Raw genomic sequence first — 20,376 nt, 5'->3', positions numbered from 1 at the left:
CAAAAACTAGGCACTCATGGCAGACACCGAAAAAACCGACGACTTACTCAATCAAACGCCGCCGCATAATATCGATATCGAAAAGGCGCTGCTTGCCTCTTTAATGAGCATTGAAGAGGCGTACGAAAAAATCGCTGATATCGTCACCAAAGATGACTTTTATGCAGGGAGGCATCAACATATCTTTGCAGGTATTGCGCATCTAGCAGCAGTCAATGAGCCGTATGACACCGTAATGGTGCATGACTGGCTTGAGGCGCAAAAGCTACTCAAAAGCGCAGGCGGCGATAGCTATTTGGCAGATATTTTAAGTCAAAGTCCAGCGACACTGTTTAACCTGACCGCTTATGCGCAGCGCGTACGTGAGCTCTCAACGCTGCGCCAACTCATTACCACTGGCAACGATATGCTGACCCTCGCCTACAATCCAAAGGATCAAACGGTCAGCGATATTTTGGACAATGTTGAGGCCAAAATTTTTAGCATTAATGAGCAGCATAACAAACGTGCTGAGCAGCGCGGCCCTGTTGGTATCACCTCAGTATTGACCAACGTGATTGACAAGATTCAAGAACTCAAATCCAACCCTGATGGCATGATTGGACTGCAAACGCCTTTTGCTGAACTTAATAATAAAACCCAAGGCTTACAAGCAGGAGACTTGGTCATCGTCGCCGCGCGTCCCTCTATGGGTAAGACCACTTTTGCCATGAACTTAGCAGAAGGCGTGTTATTTAACGAAGACTTGCCTGTAGTGGTATTTTCGATGGAGATGCCCGCCGAATCCATCGTCATGCGTCTGCTCTCCTCGTGGGGCGCGATCAATCAGACTCACCTGCGCTCAGGTCAAATGAACGAAGATGAATGGGCAAAGATGATGAACGCTATTCAGCACTTGCAGTCCAAGCACTTATACATCGACGATAGTACCGCGCTGCCGCCCTCAGAGATGCGCTCACGCTGTCGCCGTATTGCCAAAAACCATGATGGTAAGCTTGGTGCGATCATCGTCGATTATCTACAATTGATGAAGGTGCCTAGTCTCGATGGTAACCGTGTTGGTGAAATCTCTGAGATCTCGCGTAGTCTCAAGGCTTTGGCGCGTGAACTTGAATGCCCAGTCATTGCACTCTCACAGCTCAACCGTAGCCTTGAGAACCGTCCTAACAAGCGCCCTATTATGTCCGATTTGCGTGAGTCAGGTGCCATCGAGCAGGATGCCGATTTGATCATGTTTATCTACCGAGATGAGGTCTATAACGAAAATACTGATCATAAAGGCGTGGCTGAGGTCATCATCGGTAAGCAGCGTAACGGACCTATCGGTACGATACGCTTGGCATTTGAAGGACAATTTACCCGCTTTACTAACCTAACGCCTGAGTATTATCAAGGCGCCACTTTTGATGATGAATAACACGATAAATATCTAGAGCACCCTTACTCTTACAACGGCTACTTAACAAGGCAAATTATGCGCACTGCTACCGTCACAATTAACCCACAAGCTATGACTCATAATCTGATGCAAGTCAAAAAGCGCGCGCCCAGCGCTAAAGTACTAGCGATGGTAAAAGCCAATGCCTATGGTCATGGCATAGCAGCGGTTTTGCCTGCTTTAGAGCAGGCAGATGGTATTGGAGTCGCAAGTTTCACCGAAGCTTTTGAGGCACGCCGTTTAGGCTGGGATAAGGCAGTCGGATTGGTCGAAGGTGTGTTTAGCGCAAGCGAGTGGCAACAAGCCATAGATAAAGGGTGTAGCTGCGTCATTCATCATGCCCCGCAATTGCAGTGGGCGCTTGATTGTGTACCTATACCAGATAGCCCAACGCGAACGGTTTGGCTTAAATATAATACGGGCATGAACCGCTTGGGTTTTGATGAGCAAGGGGTTATCAGCGCAGCCAAGCTTTTATATGACGCAGGATACCAGCTTATCTTAACAACGCACTTTGCTAATGCTGATGACTGCGATCATTCTTTAACCTCTATGCAAATACAGCGTTTCAATGAGGTGCTCACTATCTTGCATCGAGACGTCGATAAAAATATAAAAGCATCGCTCTGTAATTCAGCGGGCATTATTAATTACCCCGATAGCCACTGTGATTGGGTGCGACCTGGAATTATGTTGTATGGTAGCTCGCCTGTCACCGATCAGTCCGCAAGCGAGTTAAACTTGCAAGCCGTCATGGACTTTAGCGCGCAGATTATGGCGTTTCAAACTGTCAAGCAAGGCGAGGCTATCGGCTATGGTAGTCGCTGGGTCGCTGACAAGGACACTAGAACCGCGCTTGTGAGTGTTGGCTATGGCGATGGTTATCCGCGAGTCGTCAATGATGAGGCTTATGTACAAGTTATCGATTCAGCAACGCAAAAGCGTTATACCTGCTTTGTCATAGGACGCGTGGCGATGGATATGCTGGTCATAGACGTTAGTCGTACGCCGATAGATCTTGCGCTAGATAGTAAAGTGATACTTTGGGGCGCAACGTTACCAGTCGATGACGTCGCGCAGCACGCAGGTACGATCAGCTATGAGCTACTGTGCCGTCTTAGTAATCGTCCTTTGCGAGTGATTACCTAAATTACTCTTAAAATGTTAACGCTTATGTCTGTGCAAAGATTTATACCCGTTAAACCCTTTGGCGTCAGATTCTGAGCGAAATTTGCCGTTTACATTAAAGGGAATTCAGCTATACTAAAAGTTTGTTGTCAGCTGTGTATACTCGTTTATACACTGGGACTAAGGGCTGGTAACGTTTTTTTGACTTGCTAGGATTGCTATGAGTTTGCGCCATTTTTTGACCTTATCTGATCTAACCCGTACCGAACTCCAAGACCTTATCAAACGTGCCAGCGAGCTGCGCAAAATGCAGCATGCGGGTGAGATTTATCAGCCTTTTGTGGGTCGTACGCTTGGCATGATATTTGAAAAATCATCGACCCGTACGCGTATCTCGTTTGAGACGGGCATGGGACAATTTGGCGGTAGTGCGATATTTTTGTCACCCAATGATACCCAGCTGGGTCGCGGTGAGCCGTTAGAGGACTCAGCGCGCGTCATCTCAAGTATGGTCGATATCATTATGATACGTACCTTTGGTCACGAAAAGGTTGAGACCTTTGCTGAGTATTCAAGCGTTCCTATTATCAACGCGTTGACCGATGACTTTCATCCCTGCCAATTGCTCGCCGACATGCAAACCTTTTATGAGCATCGCGGTAGTATCGAGAACAAAATCGTCACTTGGGTTGGCGATGGCAATAATATGTGCGCCTCTTTTATGCAAGCGGCGCATCAGTTTGGCTTTGAGCTACGCGTTGCCGCGCCTTATGGCTTTGAGCCTGACACCGATCTGATGAAACGTTTTTCGCACTGCGTAAGCTTAGTCGAAAACGTGCAAGACGCTGCCAAAGACTCCAACCTTATTGTCACTGATGTCTGGGCAAGCATGGGTCAAGAGTCTGAGCAAAACACCCGCGCGCGCCGTTTTGCGCCTTATCAAGTCACGCCGTCACTGCTTGACAAAGCTGACCCTGATGTCATCTTTATGCACTGCTTGCCGGCCCATCGCGGTGAGGAGATATCGTACGATATGCTAGATGATCCACGCTCAGTAGTATGGGATGAGGCTGAAAACCGCTTGCATGCACAAAAGGCATTGATGGAGTTTTTACTTAAAGATAAGATTAAACTACTTTCTTAGTTTTATGCGTTACAGCGGACAGCAAAAAGGCAGATTACTTATGGTAGTCTGCCTTTTTTAGTAAAGCGAAAAATGTATACTGCTTATTAAAATTCTAACGTTTTAAAGTCTCAACGCCATTACTACTCGCTTTTAAGAGAATATCAGCTTGGTTAGCGGCGAAGATACCATTACAAACCACACCCACAATATTGTTCAACTCTTTCTCAAGCGCTAACGGATTGCTGACATCCAAATCATAGGTATCTAAAATCACATTACCATAATCGGTAACAAAGTCATCACGATAAACAGGTTCACCGCCTAGACGAGCCAACTGCCGAGCAACGTAGGAGCGTGCCTGTGGTAATACTTCGATTGGGACTGGGAATGCGCGGCCTAAGATATCAACGCTTTTGCTGGCATCGACCATACAGACAAATTTATTGGACGCTGCAGCAACGATTTTTTCGCGTGTCAGTGCCCCGCCGCCGCCTTTAATCAGTTGCAAATGCGCGTTTACTTCATCAGCACCATCGATATAGACATCAAGTGTGCCTGCAAAGTTTAAATCAACAATCTCGATGCCCAATGCTCTGAGCTTGTCTTCAGTGACCTGCGAGCTGGCCACCGCGCCAGCAAGCTTGACCTGCGGCAATAGCTCAATCAAACAGTTCACCGTACTGCCTGTCCCTACGCCAAGTATCATATTATCTTCGATATAACTTAGCGCCGCGCGGGCTGCGGCTTGTTTTTGTGCGTGCTGATCACTCATCATAAATCCTTGGCAGAATAAACGTAACGTCTAAAAAATTAAAGTCTATAAAAGGTAAAATGCGGCTATTATAACTGATGACTTTGATACATGTCAGCGTAAAACCAATTCTAATAATGAGGTATTCTAACCGTAACTGATATCCTTTAAATGACTTATAAATAGCTTCTCACTATTTTCTCAATAACTCGGTAGCATTGGCAACCAAAACACCAAAGCCAACAGCGTCGCTAACAATACTGGCGGCGTGATAAGCAGGCCGATTTTCATATACTGCCCCCAGCTGATTTTATAGTCCTTCTCTGCCAACACATGTAGCCATAACAAGGTCGCAAGGCTACCGATGGGCGTAAACTTTGGTCCCAAATCGTTGCCAATGACGTTGGCATAAATCATCAGCTCGCGAGTCGCTGCCGGTACTTGCGCGCTATCGATAGCCAGCGCACCTACCAAGGTAGATGGCATGTTATTCATAATAGAAGCCACAATCGCTGAAAGAAATCCCGTGCCTACTGTGGCGATGATATTGCCTTGCTGCCCTAACCAGTTGAGTATTTGAGCACCATAAGCCGTCAGTCCTGCGTTACCCAAGCCATAAACCACCAAGTACATACCGATTGAAAACAAGACGATTTGCCAAGGCGCGTTACGTACGACGTCAGACACCGAAACAACCGCATCTCGCCCGCCCTGCCACCAGCGACCTGCAATTGCCATCAGCACCAGCGCAGCAACGCCAGTCACGAAGGAGATAGGAATACCTAATGACTCAGTCGCAAAATAAGCAACCAATAACAAAGCAAGTAGCGAAAAGGCGGCTTTAAACACCAGCGGATCTTCGATAGCAGACTCTGGTGCGCTAAGATTGGCAATGGAATATTGTGTTGGAATTTGGCGCGCATAGACTACCCACAGCACTGCTAATGTCGCGATGACAGAGACAATATTGACTGGCACCATGACCGCCGCATAACGTCCAAAGCTGATATCAAAATAATTGGCGCTGACGATATTAACCAGATTAGAAGTCACTAACGGCAAACTTGCGGTATCAGCGATAAAGCCCGTCGCTATGATAAAAGCCAATGCCGATGGCGGTGAAAACTTAAGCCGGAGCAAGATAGCGATGACAATCGGTGTTAGAAGTAATGCAGCGCCATCATTGGCAAAAAACGCGGAGATAAACGCGCCCAATATCACAATCATGGGAAACAACAACCGTCCCTGCCCATTGCCCAGTCTCGCCACATGTAGCGCCGCCCAACCAAAAAATCCCGCTCTATCTAAGATAAGCGAGATAATGATAAGCGCCACAAAGGTAAAAGTCGCATCCCAAACGATGTCCCATACAATACCGACATCGGATAACTGCACCACACCAAAAGCCAAGGCGACCAAGGCTCCTCCCAGCGCGCTCCAACCAATGCCCAAACCTTTAGGCTGCCATATCACTAAAACCAACGTCACGATAAAGATAATGAATGCGAGCATGGAGCAACCTTATTTACGGCGTGTTGATTATAACTAGGAGAGATTACAGCGACTTTTGATTGACGCGCTGTGATACTTCCTCAGCACTTTCCACCCGCTCAGAGTATCTGTCGGTCAGATAGGCCGAGCGTCCACGAGTGAGCCACGTAAACTTCACTAGCTCCTCACAGACATCAACGAGACGCAGATATAAGGGCGACATATCCATGCGGTTATCGTCGTTAAATTCTAAAAAAGCCTTTGGAATCGATGATTGATTGGGGATAGTAATCATGCGCATCCAGCGCCCCAAAATGCGCAGCTGATTGACGGTATTAAAGCTTTGACTGCCACCGCTCACTTGCATCACTGCCAAGGTTTTGCCTTGAGTGGGACGTACGCCGCCCAGTGCAAGCGGTATCCAATCAATTTGTGCTTTCATAATACTGGTGATGCTGCCGTGGCGCTCTGGACTCACCCACAGCATGCCTTCTGACCACTGCGCCAGCTCGCGCAGCTCTTGTACCTTTGGATGGTCGCTATCAGCATCGTCAGGTAGCGGTAGACCCGATGGATTAAAAATCCGCACCTCGCAGCCATACCAACGCAATAGCCGACTTGCCTCTTCAGCCGCCAGCCTAGAAAACGAGCGCTCACGTAATGACCCGTATAGCACCAGTATCTTAGGCGGATGACGTGGGTCAGTTGGCGCAATCAGCGACTCAATATCGATCGGTTGTAATTGACTGGCATCAATATTGGGCAAGTCATCTAGATTGGATAAGTCATCGACGTCAGATTGCCCTGTATTAATCTTTACCATGATGTAGAACCTCTCCATCTTCTTTAGTAAAGCTGCTCACTGGATTTTCTAACAATTCAAACACTCGCTCTGATGGTCGGCATAACGCTGCGCCTTTATTTGTGACCACGATAGGACGGTTAATTAAGATAGGATGGGCAATCATTGCATCGATAATTTGATCATCAGATAACTCAAGCTTATCTAAGCCCAACTCATCATTGATGGTTTCTTTGCTACGTAGTAACTCTCTTGGCGAGATATTCATCTTCGATAGCAACGCAACCAACTCATCACGGCTCGGCGGGGTTTTTAGATACTCCACTACTTCCGGCTGCTCACCTGATGCCTTCATGATGGCAAGCGTATTGCGAGAGGTACCGCAGTTTGGATTATGAAAAATTAATGGTTTCATAGCAATCTCACCTATTTTTTGAATCTATAGAGAATTCAGCATAAAAACGATACAGTGGAACTGGGATGAATTTTACGCAGCCTCTGTCTGCGCAGGCACAGCACGCCAGAAAAATTTATACCAGTTCCACGTTGACATATAATGTATCTGTTTTATTTAGAATCGACTATAGTTATTAAGACGATGTTTATTAATAGTAGCTAGCTGCTTAGCGCTTGCCCTAAAAACTGTCTTGTTTATTAGATTTGGCAGTCTCACAGCCGCTTAAACTGTCCATAATCGACGCACACAATTCTGGATGTCCTGCGCAGCAATCTTGCAACAAAAACTGCACGACCGCCTCCATATGCGTAAGCGAGGCGCGATAGATTATCTGCCGACTTTGGCGTTTTGACACTACCCACCCTGCTCGTGCCAGCACCGATAAATGCGCTGACATAGTGTTATGTGGTACAGACAGTTGACGGGCTATCTCACCCGCAGGCAACCCCTCAGGCTCTTGACTGACAAGTAGCCTAAAGGCTTTGAGACGAGTATCTTGAGAGAGCGCCGCGAAGCTTGCGATAGCATTTGTTATTTCCATATGTCCAATAATACAGACATATAAAAATAATTCAATAATTTTTATCTACATCAAGTCATCATAAACGGACTTAGCCAGTATCGAAAAGTACGCTTCTCTATCGATAACTGCAAACAACAACTTCAAAACATCCAGCCTTACCCGACATCAGACATAAATCGCTGTAAAAACTGCAATTGCACCTTGCAACCTACTCAAAATCAGCATAGGCTAATCTATTTATTTTTTGCCCTTATTTAGGAAGCCATTATGTTATCACGCTGGGTACGCGCCATTTTGCAAGCCACTGTCTATGACGTCGCCATTCAAACCCCTCTCGAATCAGCCCCTAAACTGACCCAGCGTTTTGATAATGACATTCGCTTTAAACGCGAAGACTTGCAACCCGTATTCTCTTTTAAACTGCGCGGCGCGTATAACCGTATTAGTCAGCTAAGCGATGAGCAAAAAGCACGCGGCGTCATTTGTGCCTCAGCAGGTAACCATGCCCAAGGCGTCGCTTACTCTGCGCGCACGCTAAATCTTAATAACATCATTGTCATGCCGACCACCACTCCAGATATCAAAGTTGCTGCAGTAAAAGCTTTAGGCGGTAACGTCGACTTGTATGGTGATAGCTTTGATGAGACCAATCGCTATGCGATCAATCGCGCTAAGAGCGAAGGTTTGACCTTTATACCGCCTTATGATGATGAGCTGGTCATCGCAGGCCAAGGCACGATCGGACTTGAGCTGACCCAGCAGTGGCGTAACATGGACTACGTTTTTGTCGCTGTCGGCGGCGGTGGCCTGATATCAGGTGTTGCTGCATTTTTGGGAGAAGTGGCTCCTCATGTCAAGGTTGTCGCTGTAGAATCGGCGCAGTCTGCGTGTCTAAAAGCGGCATTAAAAGCGGGCGAGCGCGTCAAGCTTGAGCAAGTCGGGCTGTTCGTCGATGGTGTGGCTGTGGCGCAAATCGGTGAGCTTCCTTTTGAGGTGGTACGCACGCAAAAAAGCAATGGCCTAGGGCCAATCGTTGAGCCAGAGGTCATTACGTGCACTAACGATGAGGTCTGCGCGGCGATCAAAGATGTGTTTGAAGAAAACCGCAGTATCGTGGAGCCTGCAGGCGCACTATCAGTTGCAGGCATGAAGAAATATATCAACGCGCACAATTTGCAGGGCAAAAACTGCGTTGGCATCATCTGCGGCGCTAATATGAACTTTGATCGCTTACGGTATATCGCTGAGCGTACTGAGATTGGTGAGAAAAAAGAAGCCATCTATGCGGTCACTATCCCTGAGCAGACTGGCGCGTTTTTAAACTTCTGTCGCAGCTTGCATGGTCGAAATATTACAGAATTTAACTACCGCGCTGACAACAAGCTATCCCCTGACTCGATGGATCCTGCCTCGATATTCGTCGGTATCGCCTTAAAAGAAGGCGATAAAGAGCGACAAACTATTAGCGATCAGCTCGCCTCTGATGGCTATACGGCTTATGACTTAACTGATGACGATATCGCCAAATCGCATATTCGTCATCTTATCGGTGGTCACGCGCATGTCGAGGACGAGCAATTATTAAAGGTGACGTTCCCTGAGCGTCCGGGCGCGCTATTGACATTTCTAGAAAAGTTAGGCGATGACTTCAATATCACCTTATTTCATTATCGCAATCACGGCGCTGCAGAGGGTCGCGTGCTAGTCGGCTTGCAAGCTTCGATGGGTAACTCGCGTCAACTGCAAGACGCCTTACTCGATATCGGTTATGACTGTACGATGCTCAACGACAATATCGGTTATCAGTTATTTTTAAAGTAAGATTACATACTAAAATGGATGGTAATCATGATGGCGTACCTTGCGAGCAGCAGTGGTGCAATTAGCTTGTAATAGACCACAGGTACAGATGCTTAACCTATAAACAAGACAGTGCACTTTTAATTATAAAATAAACCACCATTTATAATCATAGTCTATTGATATCTATGAGGTTTTAATGAGTAAACATAATAAAAACCACAATCAGCCCAGCCATAGTCAACCAGACGCAGTACGGATGCGTATTGACAAATGGTTATGGGCGGCGCGGTTTTATCGGACGCGCACCCTTGCCAAAGAGGCTATCGAGAGTGGCCGAGTGCACTATGCTGGCAGTCGAGTTAAGACTAGTAAAGAGATTGCAGTTGGTGACGAGCTACAGATTCGTCAAGGTTCTGCGACCGCCATGACCGAAAAGACAGTCATCGTTGAAGCATTAACGGCGCAGCGCGGCAACGCCACCGTCGCCGAAGTGCTCTATTCAGAGACCGATGAGAGTATATCTCGACGCGCCTATTACACTGAGCAGCGCAAACTGGCCAATCTTGCCCGCCCTGATAATAAACCAAGTAAAAAAGAGCGCCGCGACTTACAGCGCTTTAGAAAAAATCAAGATTAGTACTTTACCTATCAAAAGTTTTTAACATAAATAGTTATCACGATAACTTTTATAGATGACCCCTTTGTCAGCGACTATACTTGCCATTCACAAGGTTTAGCGTTAGGCTGACGGCTGTTTCTCTCTTCTTTTAAACGCCTATAAATTGCCTTGATAAAGATGATTTGTTTGGCTTGTTTTTTGTCAAAAAGGTTTTGTTATGTTGATGAAAGCGTCTACGCCCACCTCTGTTCTGCTCGTCTGTCTTGGCAATATATGTAGATCACCAACGGCTGAGGAGATCTTTCGTCAGCAAGCGGCTATAGCTGGTCTTAACATGAAAGTTGATTCAGCAGGTACCGGGGATTGGCACATTGGTCACGCGCCAGATATTCGCGCGCAGCGTCACGCTAAGTCCCATGGCTATAACATTAGCAAACTTGTTGCCCGTCAAGTCAGCGCCGAGGACTTTTATAACTTTGATCTCATATTAGCGATGGATACGCAGAACTTAGCGGACTTACAAGCTATCAAAGATGAGTTATTAGGCACTAATAATAATGAAGAGGCACTGGCAAAATTAGCACTATTTAGCGAAGAAGATCCTACCTACGGCGGTGATAGCGTACCTGATCCTTATAAAGGCGATGGCGACGCCTTTGAAGAGGTCATTGAGCGTATTGAGTCGAGCTCAAAGGCTTGGATTGAGAGCTGGAAAGCAGTATAACGGCTGATTTTATTTTTTTTATGCTGATTTACTTCATCTATAGGCCATGCTATGACCTCAACGCTACGTACAGATAATTTTCAAAATATCTCTTTGCAATCAGATTATGATTTGTCGCACGCCAATACTATGGCATTGTCATGTGTGGCTAAAAGCGTCGTAACTGTTACTGATGAGGCACAGCTTGATAGCTTTATGAATACAGTAGATAGCGCCTCTGTATTTGTATTATCGGGGGGTAGCAATGTACTTGTGCCTGCCAGGCTCAACGTTACTGTACTACGTCCGCTGATGCACGGCATTAGGGTGATTGAGCAAACAGATGATCATATCGATATTGAGGTTATGGCGGGCGAGAACTGGCATGAGTTGGTCGTTTATACGGTCGCGCGGGGCTGGTATGGACTTGAGAACTTAGCCCTGATTCCTGGTTTAACTGGTGCAGCTCCAGTTCAAAATATTGGTGCTTACGGCGTTCAGCTAGAGGATACGCTACATTCGCTCAAAGCCTACCACATCCCCACTAAAACATGGCATCAGCTGTCGGCAAGCGACTGTGAGTTTGGTTATCGAGATAGTATCTTTAAGCGTGCGCCCAATACTTGGCTTATCACTCGGGTTATCTTTCGACTGCATTTAGATAAAAGCTGCGTACAAGCCAGCTATGGCGACGTACAAATCGTCGCGCAAGACTATGCCAAGCAGCAAGGACGTACAGACCTCACCCCTAGTGATGTTATGCACGCCATTATCGATATTCGCTCACAAAAACTTCCTGATCCCAAAGCACTACCAAACTGTGGTAGTTTTTTTCAGAACCCTATTATTTCTCAGCAGCAATTTGTATCGCTACAAGCCACTTATCCAAGTATTGTCGGTTATACCCTGCCTAATGATGAGGTTAAAGTCGCCGCAGGCTGGCTCATTGAGCAAGCAGGACTCAAAGGTGGCGGCGTTGCGCCTATTATGACCCATAAACACCAAGCTTTGGTATTGACCAATCACGCCGCTTTTACAGCGACGCAAGAGGATGTTGCCTGCGCCCAGCAGCACATAATTAGCACTGTGCAAGAGAAGTTTGCGATTACCCTTGCTCGTGAGCCGGTGTGGGTCAATAGTGATGGATCTATCGGACAAGATAGTCATGTCTAACATGCTCAAGCCCAAAAAGCCAAGCTCTGACAAACACCCCAAACCTCTATGGTCTAAGCGTTTGTGGCGACATTATTTGCGCTCAGCTGAGCGTATGATCAAACTGTTTCGCATTATTAATATCACTTTTGTGGTTGGATCTACATTAGTTGTTCTCACCATTATCAGCTTATTTACTCCACTGTTTTCACGCGGTATGCTTTTTGTCTTAAATGCTCTACCCTTGCCCAGTACTCCTAGCGATTATAAAAGTATGTCGCCAAGCGCTTATGTGGTACTAGGAGGCGGCCTTACGAACGATAACAACAATCATATTATCCTAAACGATTATAGCCTCAACCGTATTCGCACAGCTGCAGGTGCTTATCACGATAAGCCTTTGCCTATTATCTTGAGCGGTGCTGAAGCGCCTTGGATGAATCAGTGGCTGGTTGAGCATGGTATCTCTGAGCAGTTAAGCGAAAACGCGAGTATGAATACTTGTGAAAATGCCCGCTTTACCGCAAAACGCACGCCACTGCGGCACGTGTACCTGATTACAGACAGCTATCATATGACTCGATCTCGGCGTCAGTTCGCTCTAAATGGTATCTACAGCACCCCTATTAATGCTCCACTGCCCGTCAGGCGTGATTGGATGAAACCTGCGCAGAACTTAAGTCATTCAAGGCGCGCGGTGTACGAGACCGCCGCTTATCTGCGAGATTTACTACGCCCGCAAATGGATGACTGTAGGCGTGCTGAAGATATTAGTACTCAGCAGCTACTCACGCCGCGCGGCGATGCCAAAAAATCTTCTGAATGACACTAAGCTCGATGACACTAGGCTCGATAACATCAAGCTCGATAAAACTAATCTCATAGCAACACCACATATAGTTGAATTCAGATAAATTAGATACATAACTATCAAGTCGCTTAATGAAAATTTTTTTCTTGCGTGCTGTGCCTACGCCGACAGAGGCTGCGAAAAACAAATTTTCATCTCGCTGTATCGTTTTTATAGTGAATTAACTATATTCACGTTGTTTGACTTCAGCTCTTATACTTGCAATAAGTGTATAATAAAAGAAGTCGCTACTAAGAGAAACTTGCCATGCTCAGTATATTTTTACTTATTCCACTTAGCTTAATGCTGTTCGTCGTGGCTATTTGGGCCGTACGTTACGCGGTTCGATCCAATCAGTTTGAGGATTTGGATAACGCCTCGCAGCGCATTATTTTAGAGGATCGCCAAGAGCGCCGGCAAGTCATACAGTCTCATGACAATGCTCGTGATAATGAACACCATCTCAAGCAAGCCACAGACATTCTTGATAAAAATCTTGCCAGCGAAGATAAAACTAGCAGCGATGAGGCAAGTGATATGCAAAGTCAAAGCGATGCTGATACTGGCAGCCCGCCTAAATCATAAAAATAACCATTATAAATTTTGGTTTAATACCTACTAAAACGAGCGTTGAAATTTATTAAGAGAGTTTGAGTATGACTACCGCCTTGTTGGTTGCCGCGTTTTTGATGGGATTTTTGGGGTCGCCGCACTGCTTGGGTATGTGTGGTGGATTGGTCGCCGCTTTTAGCTTATCGATGAAAGATGTCAGCCCCGCTAAGCGTAGACGCCTCATTGCCACTTACCATTTTGGACGCCTGATCAGTTACTCCATTTTAGGTCTGATTGCAGGTCTTATTGGTACAACCGTTTTAGAGCCCTTAATGAGAGGTAATAGCACGCCGCGTATCTTGCTCGGCTTGGTACTCGTATTTGTGGGCGTTACTATGCTTGGCGCGCCATTTTTGAGTAAGCTTGAGCGCGTCGGTATGCGCTTTTGGCAGTATCTAAGCCCTATCCGTCAAAAGGTGTTTCCACTCAATACCTATCCGCGCGCTATGGCAGCAGGATTATTATGGGGCTATCTACCTTGCGGCTTAGTTTATGGCGCGCTACTGATCGCTGTGGTTGCACACAATCCTTTAGGCGGGGCGGCGCTTATGTTCGTCTTTGGTCTGGGTACTGTGCCCATGCTCGTTGCCACGCATGAGACCGTAGGCTGGCTACGAGATAAAATCGGTCGTTTGCGCCTGCGGCAAATTAACGGCTCTATTATGATACTCTCAGGTCTAGCAGTCGTCTTTGTTCCAATGATTATGAAGAGTATGCATAGCGGTGCTCAGATGAATCACGGTAGCCCCTCTGCTATGATGACAGATGGTAATATGCAACATATGGATAGCGAAAACCATGAAATGCACGAGATGTTAGACACTACTCATACAGAGATGGGGAGTCATGAGATGCCTGATAGGGATCAAACAGACAGTATGAGTGATACCTTGGAGCACACTGCTCAATAAGTCTCTTTAAAAAATAAAAAGCCCTCAGACCAATAAATCTGGGGGCTTTTTTGATGGTTATAGCTAAAGGCTTGTCATTATTCCTTATGGCGCTTGCCACTGCTCAAGGCTAAACTTGGTATCTAAATGCTTCTCCAATGCAGGCAAGTTAAACGCATCGTCTTCGCTCACAAAACTAATGCTAATACCAGTCTGTCCTGCGCGTCCTGTACGGCCGATGCGGTGTACGTAGTCATCGGGCTGATCAGGCAGTGTATAATTTATGACATGGCTAATATCGTCAACATGAATGCCGCGTCCTGCCACATCTGTGGCGACCAATACCGACGCGTCCCCATCTTTAAAACGCTGCAAGTACTTTTCACGCTTTTGCTGGATGACATCGCCTGATAGCATGACGACTTTATGAGCTTTACGCAATTTGTCATATAGGCGTTTGACCTGATCTTTACGGTTGGCAAAGATAATGACTTTGTCCACTGCATTGTCATTCAAGATACCTTGCAAGGCTCTAAATTTTTGATCTTCGGTCAATAAATAAAAGTGCTGATCGACCAGCTCACTAGTCTTGTGCTCAGGCTCGATCTCAACGAACTGCGGCTCATGCAGCCAGCGATAAGCTAGATTCATCACGTCTTGATTAAATGTCGCTGAAAACAATAAACTTTGACGGTCCGTGTTAGGCGGCATACGCCCCACTAGGCGTTTGATATCAGGAATAAAGCCCATATCGAGCATGCGATCGGCTTCATCGAGCACCAACACCTCAACCCGATCTAAGTACACCATGCCCTTGTTCATAAGATCTATCAATCGACCAGGCGTTGCAATCAGTACATCGACATACTGGCGTTCAAGCTCGTGCTGCTGCGTGTCGTAGTTGGTGCCGCCCATGATACAAACGCTATGTAAGTCCGTGTATTTGGTCAATGCAACGCAGTCATCGAATATCTGCTGCGCAAGCTCACGCGTTGGTGCCATGACGACGGCGCGCGGCTCACCTAAGAACTGTTCTTCATCTGTGGCAAAGGGACGTTTAAGCAGCGCCTCCATAATGGTAATTAAAAAAGTAGCCGTCTTGCCAGTGCCGGTTTGCGCCTGTCCGATAGCGTCTTGATGGGCTAATGTGTGCGGTAGAATCTGCGCTTGAATATCAGTCAGGGTGGTGAAGCCCAAATCAGACACAGCGCGCAAGGTTGGCTCTGATAAAGGCAGATCTGTAAATGCGGTAAAATGACTCAAAAAAGTATCCTTTTAGTAGACCTAAATCTTGTTATTATGCTGTGACACTTTATCAAAAACAAAAAAGCCAAGCCTCGTACCTGCAACTTATAAACGCTGTTGTATCATAGCGCTACAAGTGAAGCGAGCTTGACTTAGTATATCAGTACTACCTAGGTACAAAAGCAGCTTAATTACTCTTCTACTTTTCTGACGTCTTCAGCTTGCAAGCCTTTATCGCCTTCAACTACGCTAAATTCAACTTTTTCACCATCTTTTAGCGAGCGATAACCATCGCCTTGAATCGCGCGAAAATGGACAAAAATATCTTCGCCGCCATCACGCTGAATAAAGCCAAAGCCTTTTGCATCATTAAACCACTTAACAGTCCCTTGCTCACGATCTGACATAACCTGACATCCTAAAATGCGCTTAGCCCCAAATTCCTTTGCACCATTGCATATAAACGGGTCTAAGAATAAAAATTAAACGGTATTCACTTACTTAAAGTTTTGAATAGCTAATATACGAAGTTTAAAATGACCAATTCGGCAAAATGTAACAAACTTGCAATACAAACCATTCAAAAAATATCATAGCACGGGTTTTTGGTAACATAAAGACTTTTCATCGCAGTTTTACTGTGCTAATAGCTTTTTATTGAAAATAAATTGCTATCATAAAACGCTTAGAATATATTCGACTCTGTATTCCAACTTTTGCATATGCATAGAGACCCTTATGAGCAGCTCAACTAGTTCTTCAAGCCCTTTTATCTCAAATAATCATAACGATAGCTCACTTACCCGCAAGATATTACTCGTCAATGGCGTTAATCTTAATTTATTAGGTAAGCGTGAGCCTGAAATCTACGGGCATACCACTCTTGCTGACATTGAAGCGCGACTTACTGCGTTTGCTGCTAAATATGATATTAAGCTTATCTGCATTCAGTCCAATATTGAGGGTGAACTTGTCGATAGTATTCAGCATTACGGCTTACTGGCCCAAACCTCTGCACAAGTTGATGCTATCATCATCAATCCTGCCGCTTTTACTCACACCTCAGTTGCCCTACGAGATGCGCTACTTGCCACACAAAAACCCTTTATTGAAGTGCATTTGTCTAACGTGCATCAGCGCGAGGCATTTCGTCAGCACTCCTACTTTAGTGACGTCGCTGTCGGCGTGATTTGTGGTCTTGGCGCGTCTGGCTATGACATGGCGCTTAATTACTGGTTAACACATACCTACTCTTTAAATATCGCGCACTGACACTATCTAGTGAGTAGGATCGACGAAACGATCAAGGATTAAACACTACAAATCAACCACTAGCATGATCAAGGTGATATGAATGGCACAAACGTCCTCAAAGCGCTTTATGAAACTCGCTGGCATGACCGCTAGCATTGCGGGCAAAGCGGCCAAAAACTCATTTAAACATCTCTCAAGTGACGAAGAGAAGCGCTTGCAAGCGCGCTCTGAGCTGATGCAAGATGTCGGCATTCAGATCGCTGAAACGCTCGGTGAGATGAAAGGTGCGGTTATGAAAGTGGGACAGATCGCCTCACAATATAAAGATGTGTTCCCGCCTGAGGTGGCAACCGCGTTAGAAAAATTACAAAAAGACGCGCCCGCTATGCCTTTTGCGCAGATCAAATCTCAGGTTGAGCGTGAACTCAAAGCCCCTATTAGTGAGCTATTTGCTGAATTTGAAGAAACGCCATTTGCCGCAGCCTCCATCGGGCAAGTACACAAAGCGGTCTTGCCGTCAAATCAAAGGGTTGTGGTAAAGGTTCAATATCCAGGTGTCGATGAGAACTGCGATAGCGATCTTAAGCAGGTGCGTATGGCACTCAAAATCGCAGGCGTGCTCAATATGAGCCGCGAATTGCAAGAGCAATTGTTTGATGAGATTCGTAAAAGCTTACACGATGAGCTTGATTACATCAAAGAGGCGAACAACTTACGTGTATTCGGCGCGTTTCACTCAGATGATGAGGGATTGATTATTCCAAAGGTCATCGCTAGCCACTCAACGAAGCGTATTTTGACTTTGACCGAAGAGATGGGCGAGACACTAAGCGTCGCTGCGACTTGGGACAACGACATTAAGCAAAAAATTGCTACGCGCTTGTTTCACTTTAGTGCAGGGCAGCTGTTTTCCTTGTACCGTATGCATTGCGATCCGCATCCTGGTAACTTTGCTTTTCGCGCTGATGGCAGCGTCGTCGCTTACGATTTTGGCGGTATTCGCAGCTATAGTGATAGTGAGGTGCAGCTGTTTAAACGCTTCGCTCGTCATGCCATTCGCGGTGATGTCACTGCCCTTGAGCAAGATTTAATCGCTCTTGATATTCGCAAAGTTGATGACAAAATTGTGCCAGGCGAGTTTTATCAAAATTGGCTTGAGATCGGTCTTAAACCTCTATCTGTAGCGCCTTACCATATCGGTAAGTTTGATTTCGCCGACAGCCAAGTGCATCATGAAGCTATTACGCAGATGCGCTCATCACTCAAATACTTCGGTCAGTTTCAGCCTTCTGCAACGACGATGATGCTTGATCGAACCGTATCAGGGCAGTATTGGAATCTGGTCAATTTGGGCGTTGAGATAGACTTATCGCCATTGGTGGAGGAATATTTAGAATTGACTGGCAAATAAGGAAATTATATAGCCCTTTTATTTTAAAACCTTAAACTTTGCTTATCAGTGCGTCTTAATAAATCGCTGTTATGTAGTCGCTTTTAAATAGACCAGATGCATTATATTTAAACGCGGAACTGGTATAAATTTTTTCTTGCATGATGTGCCTACGCTACTCGATGCTGCGCAACCTATGTTTTAAAAAAAGCATCCCAGTCCCGCTGTTATATTGAACTCACTATATGTGCAATGCATGTCCGCAGCGATCACAAAAGGTTGCCCCAACCGCGTGACCAAATTTGCCGCAGTTAGGGCAAGAGATAGGATTGAGCTGCGGGCGCATATTACGAGCCAGCTCTGCGGTAAATATCCCTGTAGGTACAGCAATAATCGCATAACCTGTGATCATCACCATCGATGCAATCGCCTGCCCAATGGGTGTTTTGGGTGACATGTCGCCATAACCTGTGGTCGTGACAGTCACAACGGCCCAATAGATTGAAAGCGGAATACTGGTAAAGCCATTCTCTGGCCCCTCCACTACATAAACAATAGAGCCAAAGATAGTCACTAGTAAAACTAGCGATAAGAAAAACACGGTGATTTTTTGCTGGCTTGTCTTAAGCGCTGACGCCAAAAACCCAGCTTGCTGCATATAGGCTTTGAGTTTGAGGACTCGAAATACTCGTAGAATACGCAAAATACGAATGACAATTAGGTACTGCACTCCGCCAAAAACTAAGCTTAGATAACTCGGCAATATCGATAATAAATCCACTATTCCAAAAAAACTAAAGACATAGCGCAGACGATTGGGCGCTGAAAATAGTCGTAAGAGATATTCAAGCGTAAATAAAATGGTAAAAAACCATTCAGCATAAAAGAAGATTTTGCCGTATTGCAAACGCATATACAAGACGCTGTCAAGCATGACCACGCCCACACTAGTCAAAATCGCAATCAGTAGTACGATATCAAAAAACTTACCCAGACGCGTGTCTGTGCCTTCAATAATGATATGAATGCGGTTACGTAAGTGAGTCAGGGCTTCAGCGCTTTTTTGCTTCATAGAATCGGTAAGTTCATTGAATGGAGGGTTTGAAGTTAGCAAATGACGGTAAAAGTCTAGGACAGCTCTTAGTAGTACAAGCAAGCTTTAGTAGTTTATAATACCTATCAGTTATCATACTGGTATGTATTACGATACTGATTGAGCCACAGTGTAGCAAAAAACGGCGGTTAACAATATATAAATTGCAAGGCTACTCACGACAGGCTAAGACCCAAAACGCCTTGACGATAAGTAGGATAAGCGTAAATAAGACAGAGCAAAACTTGAGGATAGAGTATGGCAGGTCATTCAAAGTGGGCAAACATCAAACACCGAAAAGCGCGTCAAGATGCGGTAAGAGGTAAAATATTCACCAAAGTCATCCGCGAGATCGTCTCAGCCGCCAAGCAAGGCGACCCTGATCCCGACAAAAATCCACGTCTGCGCGCCGCTATCGAAAAAGGTCTATCGGTCAATATGACCCGAGACACTATCAATCGCGCGGTAGATCGTGGTACTGGCGGCGGTGATAACGAGAATATGGAAGAAGTCAGCTATGAAGGCTATGGCGTCGGCGGCGTCGCAGTACTGGTTGAGACGATGACTGATAACCTCAACCGTACGGTCAGCGAAGTGCGTCATGCTTTTACCAAATTCGATGGTAACTTGGGTACGTCAGGGTCAGTGGCTTATCTATTTACCAAACGCGGTGAAATCACTTTTGATGATGTGAGCTTAGAAGATGAAGTGATGCTTGTAGCCTTAGACGCCGGCGCGCTCGATATCGAAAACGATGGCGAGAGCTTACTGGTCATCACCGAGTGGGAGAACTTCGGTCAAGTCAAAGACGCGCTTAATGCAGCAGGTCTAACCTCTGATAATGCGGAGGTCACTATGTCACCTGCAACCAGCGCCGATATCACCAATGTTGATGACGCGCAAAAGGTTATGAAAATGATCGATATGTTAGAGGATATCGATGATGTGCAAGACGTCTATAGCAATGTCAATTTTTCAGCTGAGGTCATGGCGCAGCTTGAAGAGTAGCCTACACCTAATAAAAACTCAAAAAGCCAAATCTATTATAG

General features: G+C 45.8%; 22 protein-coding genes. 14 read left to right on the top strand and 8 right to left on the bottom strand.

Features of this window, described 5'->3' with window-relative positions:
- Window positions 1–16 precede the first annotated feature (16 nt).
- The 3 genes from dnaB (at window position 17) to argF (ending at window position 3,710) form a co-directional block, all read left to right on the top strand.
- Window positions 17–1,417, top strand: coding sequence for a replicative DNA helicase (dnaB, locus tag ACTXGE_RS05210; protein ID WP_317198839.1), 1,401 nt, complete (start codon window positions 17–19; stop codon window positions 1,415–1,417).
- A 57-nt stretch (window positions 1,418–1,474) separates the two neighbouring features.
- Window positions 1,475–2,587, top strand: a complete 1,113-nt coding sequence (alr, locus tag ACTXGE_RS05205) for an alanine racemase (protein WP_443542284.1) — start codon at window positions 1,475–1,477, stop codon at window positions 2,585–2,587.
- Between the two features lie 199 nt (window positions 2,588–2,786).
- Window positions 2,787–3,710: an ornithine carbamoyltransferase gene (argF, locus tag ACTXGE_RS05200; RefSeq protein WP_443542282.1), complete on the top strand. Its 924-nt coding sequence runs from the start codon at window positions 2,787–2,789 to the stop codon at window positions 3,708–3,710.
- A 94-nt stretch (window positions 3,711–3,804) separates the two neighbouring features.
- Here the strand turns inward: argF and rpiA are convergent, their stop codons facing one another.
- From rpiA to ACTXGE_RS05175, 5 genes are all read right to left on the bottom strand, one after another.
- A complete protein-coding gene (gene rpiA / locus ACTXGE_RS05195; protein ID WP_443542280.1) occupies window positions 3,805–4,464 on the bottom strand; it encodes a ribose-5-phosphate isomerase RpiA in 660 nt (219 codons plus the stop codon).
- Window positions 4,465–4,644: 180 nt separating this feature from the next.
- Window positions 4,645–5,955, bottom strand: a complete 1,311-nt coding sequence (locus ACTXGE_RS05190; RefSeq protein ID WP_443542279.1) for an arsenic transporter — start codon at window positions 5,953–5,955, stop codon at window positions 4,645–4,647.
- A 43-nt stretch (window positions 5,956–5,998) separates the two neighbouring features.
- Window positions 5,999–6,757 carry an arsenical resistance protein ArsH gene (gene arsH / locus ACTXGE_RS05185; protein ID WP_443542277.1) on the bottom strand — a complete coding sequence of 253 codons (759 nt, stop codon included), beginning with the start codon at window positions 6,755–6,757 and terminating at the stop codon, window positions 5,999–6,001.
- On the bottom strand, window positions 6,744–7,151 hold the full coding sequence (gene arsC / locus ACTXGE_RS05180) for an arsenate reductase (glutaredoxin) (RefSeq protein ID WP_443542276.1): 408 nt from the start codon (window positions 7,149–7,151) through the stop codon (window positions 6,744–6,746). Before arsC ends, arsH begins: the two co-directional genes overlap by 14 nt.
- A gap of 220 nt (window positions 7,152–7,371) precedes the next feature.
- Window positions 7,372–7,734, bottom strand: a complete 363-nt coding sequence (locus ACTXGE_RS05175) for an ArsR/SmtB family transcription factor (RefSeq protein WP_317198846.1) — start codon at window positions 7,732–7,734, stop codon at window positions 7,372–7,374.
- A 249-nt stretch (window positions 7,735–7,983) separates the two neighbouring features.
- On the opposite strand from ACTXGE_RS05175, the gene ilvA reads away from it, so the two are divergent.
- The 8 genes from ilvA to ACTXGE_RS05135 all read left to right on the top strand — a co-directional run bounded on the left by ilvA (window position 7,984) and on the right by ACTXGE_RS05135 (window position 14,366).
- Window positions 7,984–9,537 (top strand): threonine ammonia-lyase, biosynthetic, encoded by a 1,554-nt coding sequence (gene ilvA, locus ACTXGE_RS05170; protein ID WP_443542274.1) that lies wholly within the window; start codon window positions 7,984–7,986, stop codon window positions 9,535–9,537.
- Complete coding sequence (locus tag ACTXGE_RS05165; RefSeq protein WP_443542352.1) at window positions 9,489–9,602, top strand: excalibur calcium-binding domain-containing protein; 114 nt, start codon at window positions 9,489–9,491, stop codon at window positions 9,600–9,602. The genes ilvA and ACTXGE_RS05165 overlap by 49 nt, the downstream gene beginning before the upstream one ends.
- Before the next feature lie 113 nt (window positions 9,603–9,715).
- Window positions 9,716–10,156, top strand: coding sequence for an RNA-binding S4 domain-containing protein (locus ACTXGE_RS05160; protein WP_443542272.1), 441 nt, complete (start codon window positions 9,716–9,718; stop codon window positions 10,154–10,156).
- Window positions 10,157–10,355: 199 nt separating this feature from the next.
- Complete coding sequence (locus tag ACTXGE_RS05155; RefSeq protein WP_317198849.1) at window positions 10,356–10,862, top strand: low molecular weight protein-tyrosine-phosphatase; 507 nt, start codon at window positions 10,356–10,358, stop codon at window positions 10,860–10,862.
- Window positions 10,863–10,913: 51 nt separating this feature from the next.
- Window positions 10,914–12,014 carry a UDP-N-acetylmuramate dehydrogenase gene (gene murB / locus ACTXGE_RS05150; RefSeq protein ID WP_443542270.1) on the top strand — a complete coding sequence of 367 codons (1,101 nt, stop codon included), beginning with the start codon at window positions 10,914–10,916 and terminating at the stop codon, window positions 12,012–12,014.
- Window positions 12,007–12,819: a YdcF family protein gene (locus ACTXGE_RS05145; protein ID WP_443542268.1), complete on the top strand. Its 813-nt coding sequence runs from the start codon at window positions 12,007–12,009 to the stop codon at window positions 12,817–12,819. Before murB ends, ACTXGE_RS05145 begins: the two co-directional genes overlap by 8 nt.
- 291 nt (window positions 12,820–13,110) lie before the next feature.
- Complete coding sequence (ccoS, locus tag ACTXGE_RS05140) at window positions 13,111–13,428, top strand: cbb3-type cytochrome oxidase assembly protein CcoS (protein WP_443542267.1); 318 nt, start codon at window positions 13,111–13,113, stop codon at window positions 13,426–13,428.
- Between the two features lie 71 nt (window positions 13,429–13,499).
- Window positions 13,500–14,366 carry a sulfite exporter TauE/SafE family protein gene (locus ACTXGE_RS05135; protein ID WP_443542265.1) on the top strand — a complete coding sequence of 289 codons (867 nt, stop codon included), beginning with the start codon at window positions 13,500–13,502 and terminating at the stop codon, window positions 14,364–14,366.
- Window positions 14,367–14,450: 84 nt separating this feature from the next.
- Here the strand turns inward: ACTXGE_RS05135 and ACTXGE_RS05130 are convergent, their stop codons facing one another.
- Together ACTXGE_RS05130 and ACTXGE_RS05125 are read right to left on the bottom strand one after the other, a co-directional pair.
- Entirely contained in the window at window positions 14,451–15,608 is a 1,158-nt protein-coding gene (locus tag ACTXGE_RS05130) for a DEAD/DEAH box helicase (RefSeq protein WP_443542263.1), read from the bottom strand.
- A 173-nt stretch (window positions 15,609–15,781) separates the two neighbouring features.
- Window positions 15,782–15,997, bottom strand: coding sequence for a cold-shock protein (locus tag ACTXGE_RS05125; RefSeq protein WP_317198855.1), 216 nt, complete (start codon window positions 15,995–15,997; stop codon window positions 15,782–15,784).
- Window positions 15,998–16,328: 331 nt separating this feature from the next.
- On the opposite strand from ACTXGE_RS05125, the gene aroQ reads away from it, so the two are divergent.
- Together aroQ and ACTXGE_RS05115 are read left to right on the top strand one after the other, a co-directional pair.
- On the top strand, window positions 16,329–16,862 hold the full coding sequence (gene aroQ / locus ACTXGE_RS05120) for a type II 3-dehydroquinate dehydratase (RefSeq protein WP_443542261.1): 534 nt from the start codon (window positions 16,329–16,331) through the stop codon (window positions 16,860–16,862).
- 82 nt (window positions 16,863–16,944) lie between these two features.
- Window positions 16,945–18,255, top strand: a complete 1,311-nt coding sequence (locus tag ACTXGE_RS05115; protein WP_317198857.1) for an ABC1 kinase family protein — start codon at window positions 16,945–16,947, stop codon at window positions 18,253–18,255.
- Between the two features lie 220 nt (window positions 18,256–18,475).
- On the opposite strand, the gene ACTXGE_RS05110 is transcribed toward ACTXGE_RS05115, so the two are convergent.
- Window positions 18,476–19,306 carry an ion transporter gene (locus ACTXGE_RS05110; RefSeq protein WP_317198858.1) on the bottom strand — a complete coding sequence of 277 codons (831 nt, stop codon included), beginning with the start codon at window positions 19,304–19,306 and terminating at the stop codon, window positions 18,476–18,478.
- 279 nt (window positions 19,307–19,585) lie between these two features.
- Between ACTXGE_RS05110 and ACTXGE_RS05105 the strand changes: the two genes are divergently transcribed.
- The gene (locus ACTXGE_RS05105) at window positions 19,586–20,335 is read left to right on the top strand and encodes a YebC/PmpR family DNA-binding transcriptional regulator (protein WP_317198859.1); all 750 of its coding nucleotides are present in this window, start codon (window positions 19,586–19,588) and stop codon (window positions 20,333–20,335) included.
- The last annotated feature ends 41 nt before the right edge of the window (window positions 20,336–20,376 follow it).

It is taken from the genome of Psychrobacter sp. T6-4, assembly GCF_052258425.1.
In the GTDB taxonomy this organism is placed as follows: domain Bacteria; phylum Pseudomonadota; class Gammaproteobacteria; order Pseudomonadales; family Moraxellaceae; genus Psychrobacter.
Note: the sequence above shows the minus strand (reverse complement) of the source record. Positions and strands in the feature narration are given on the sequence as shown.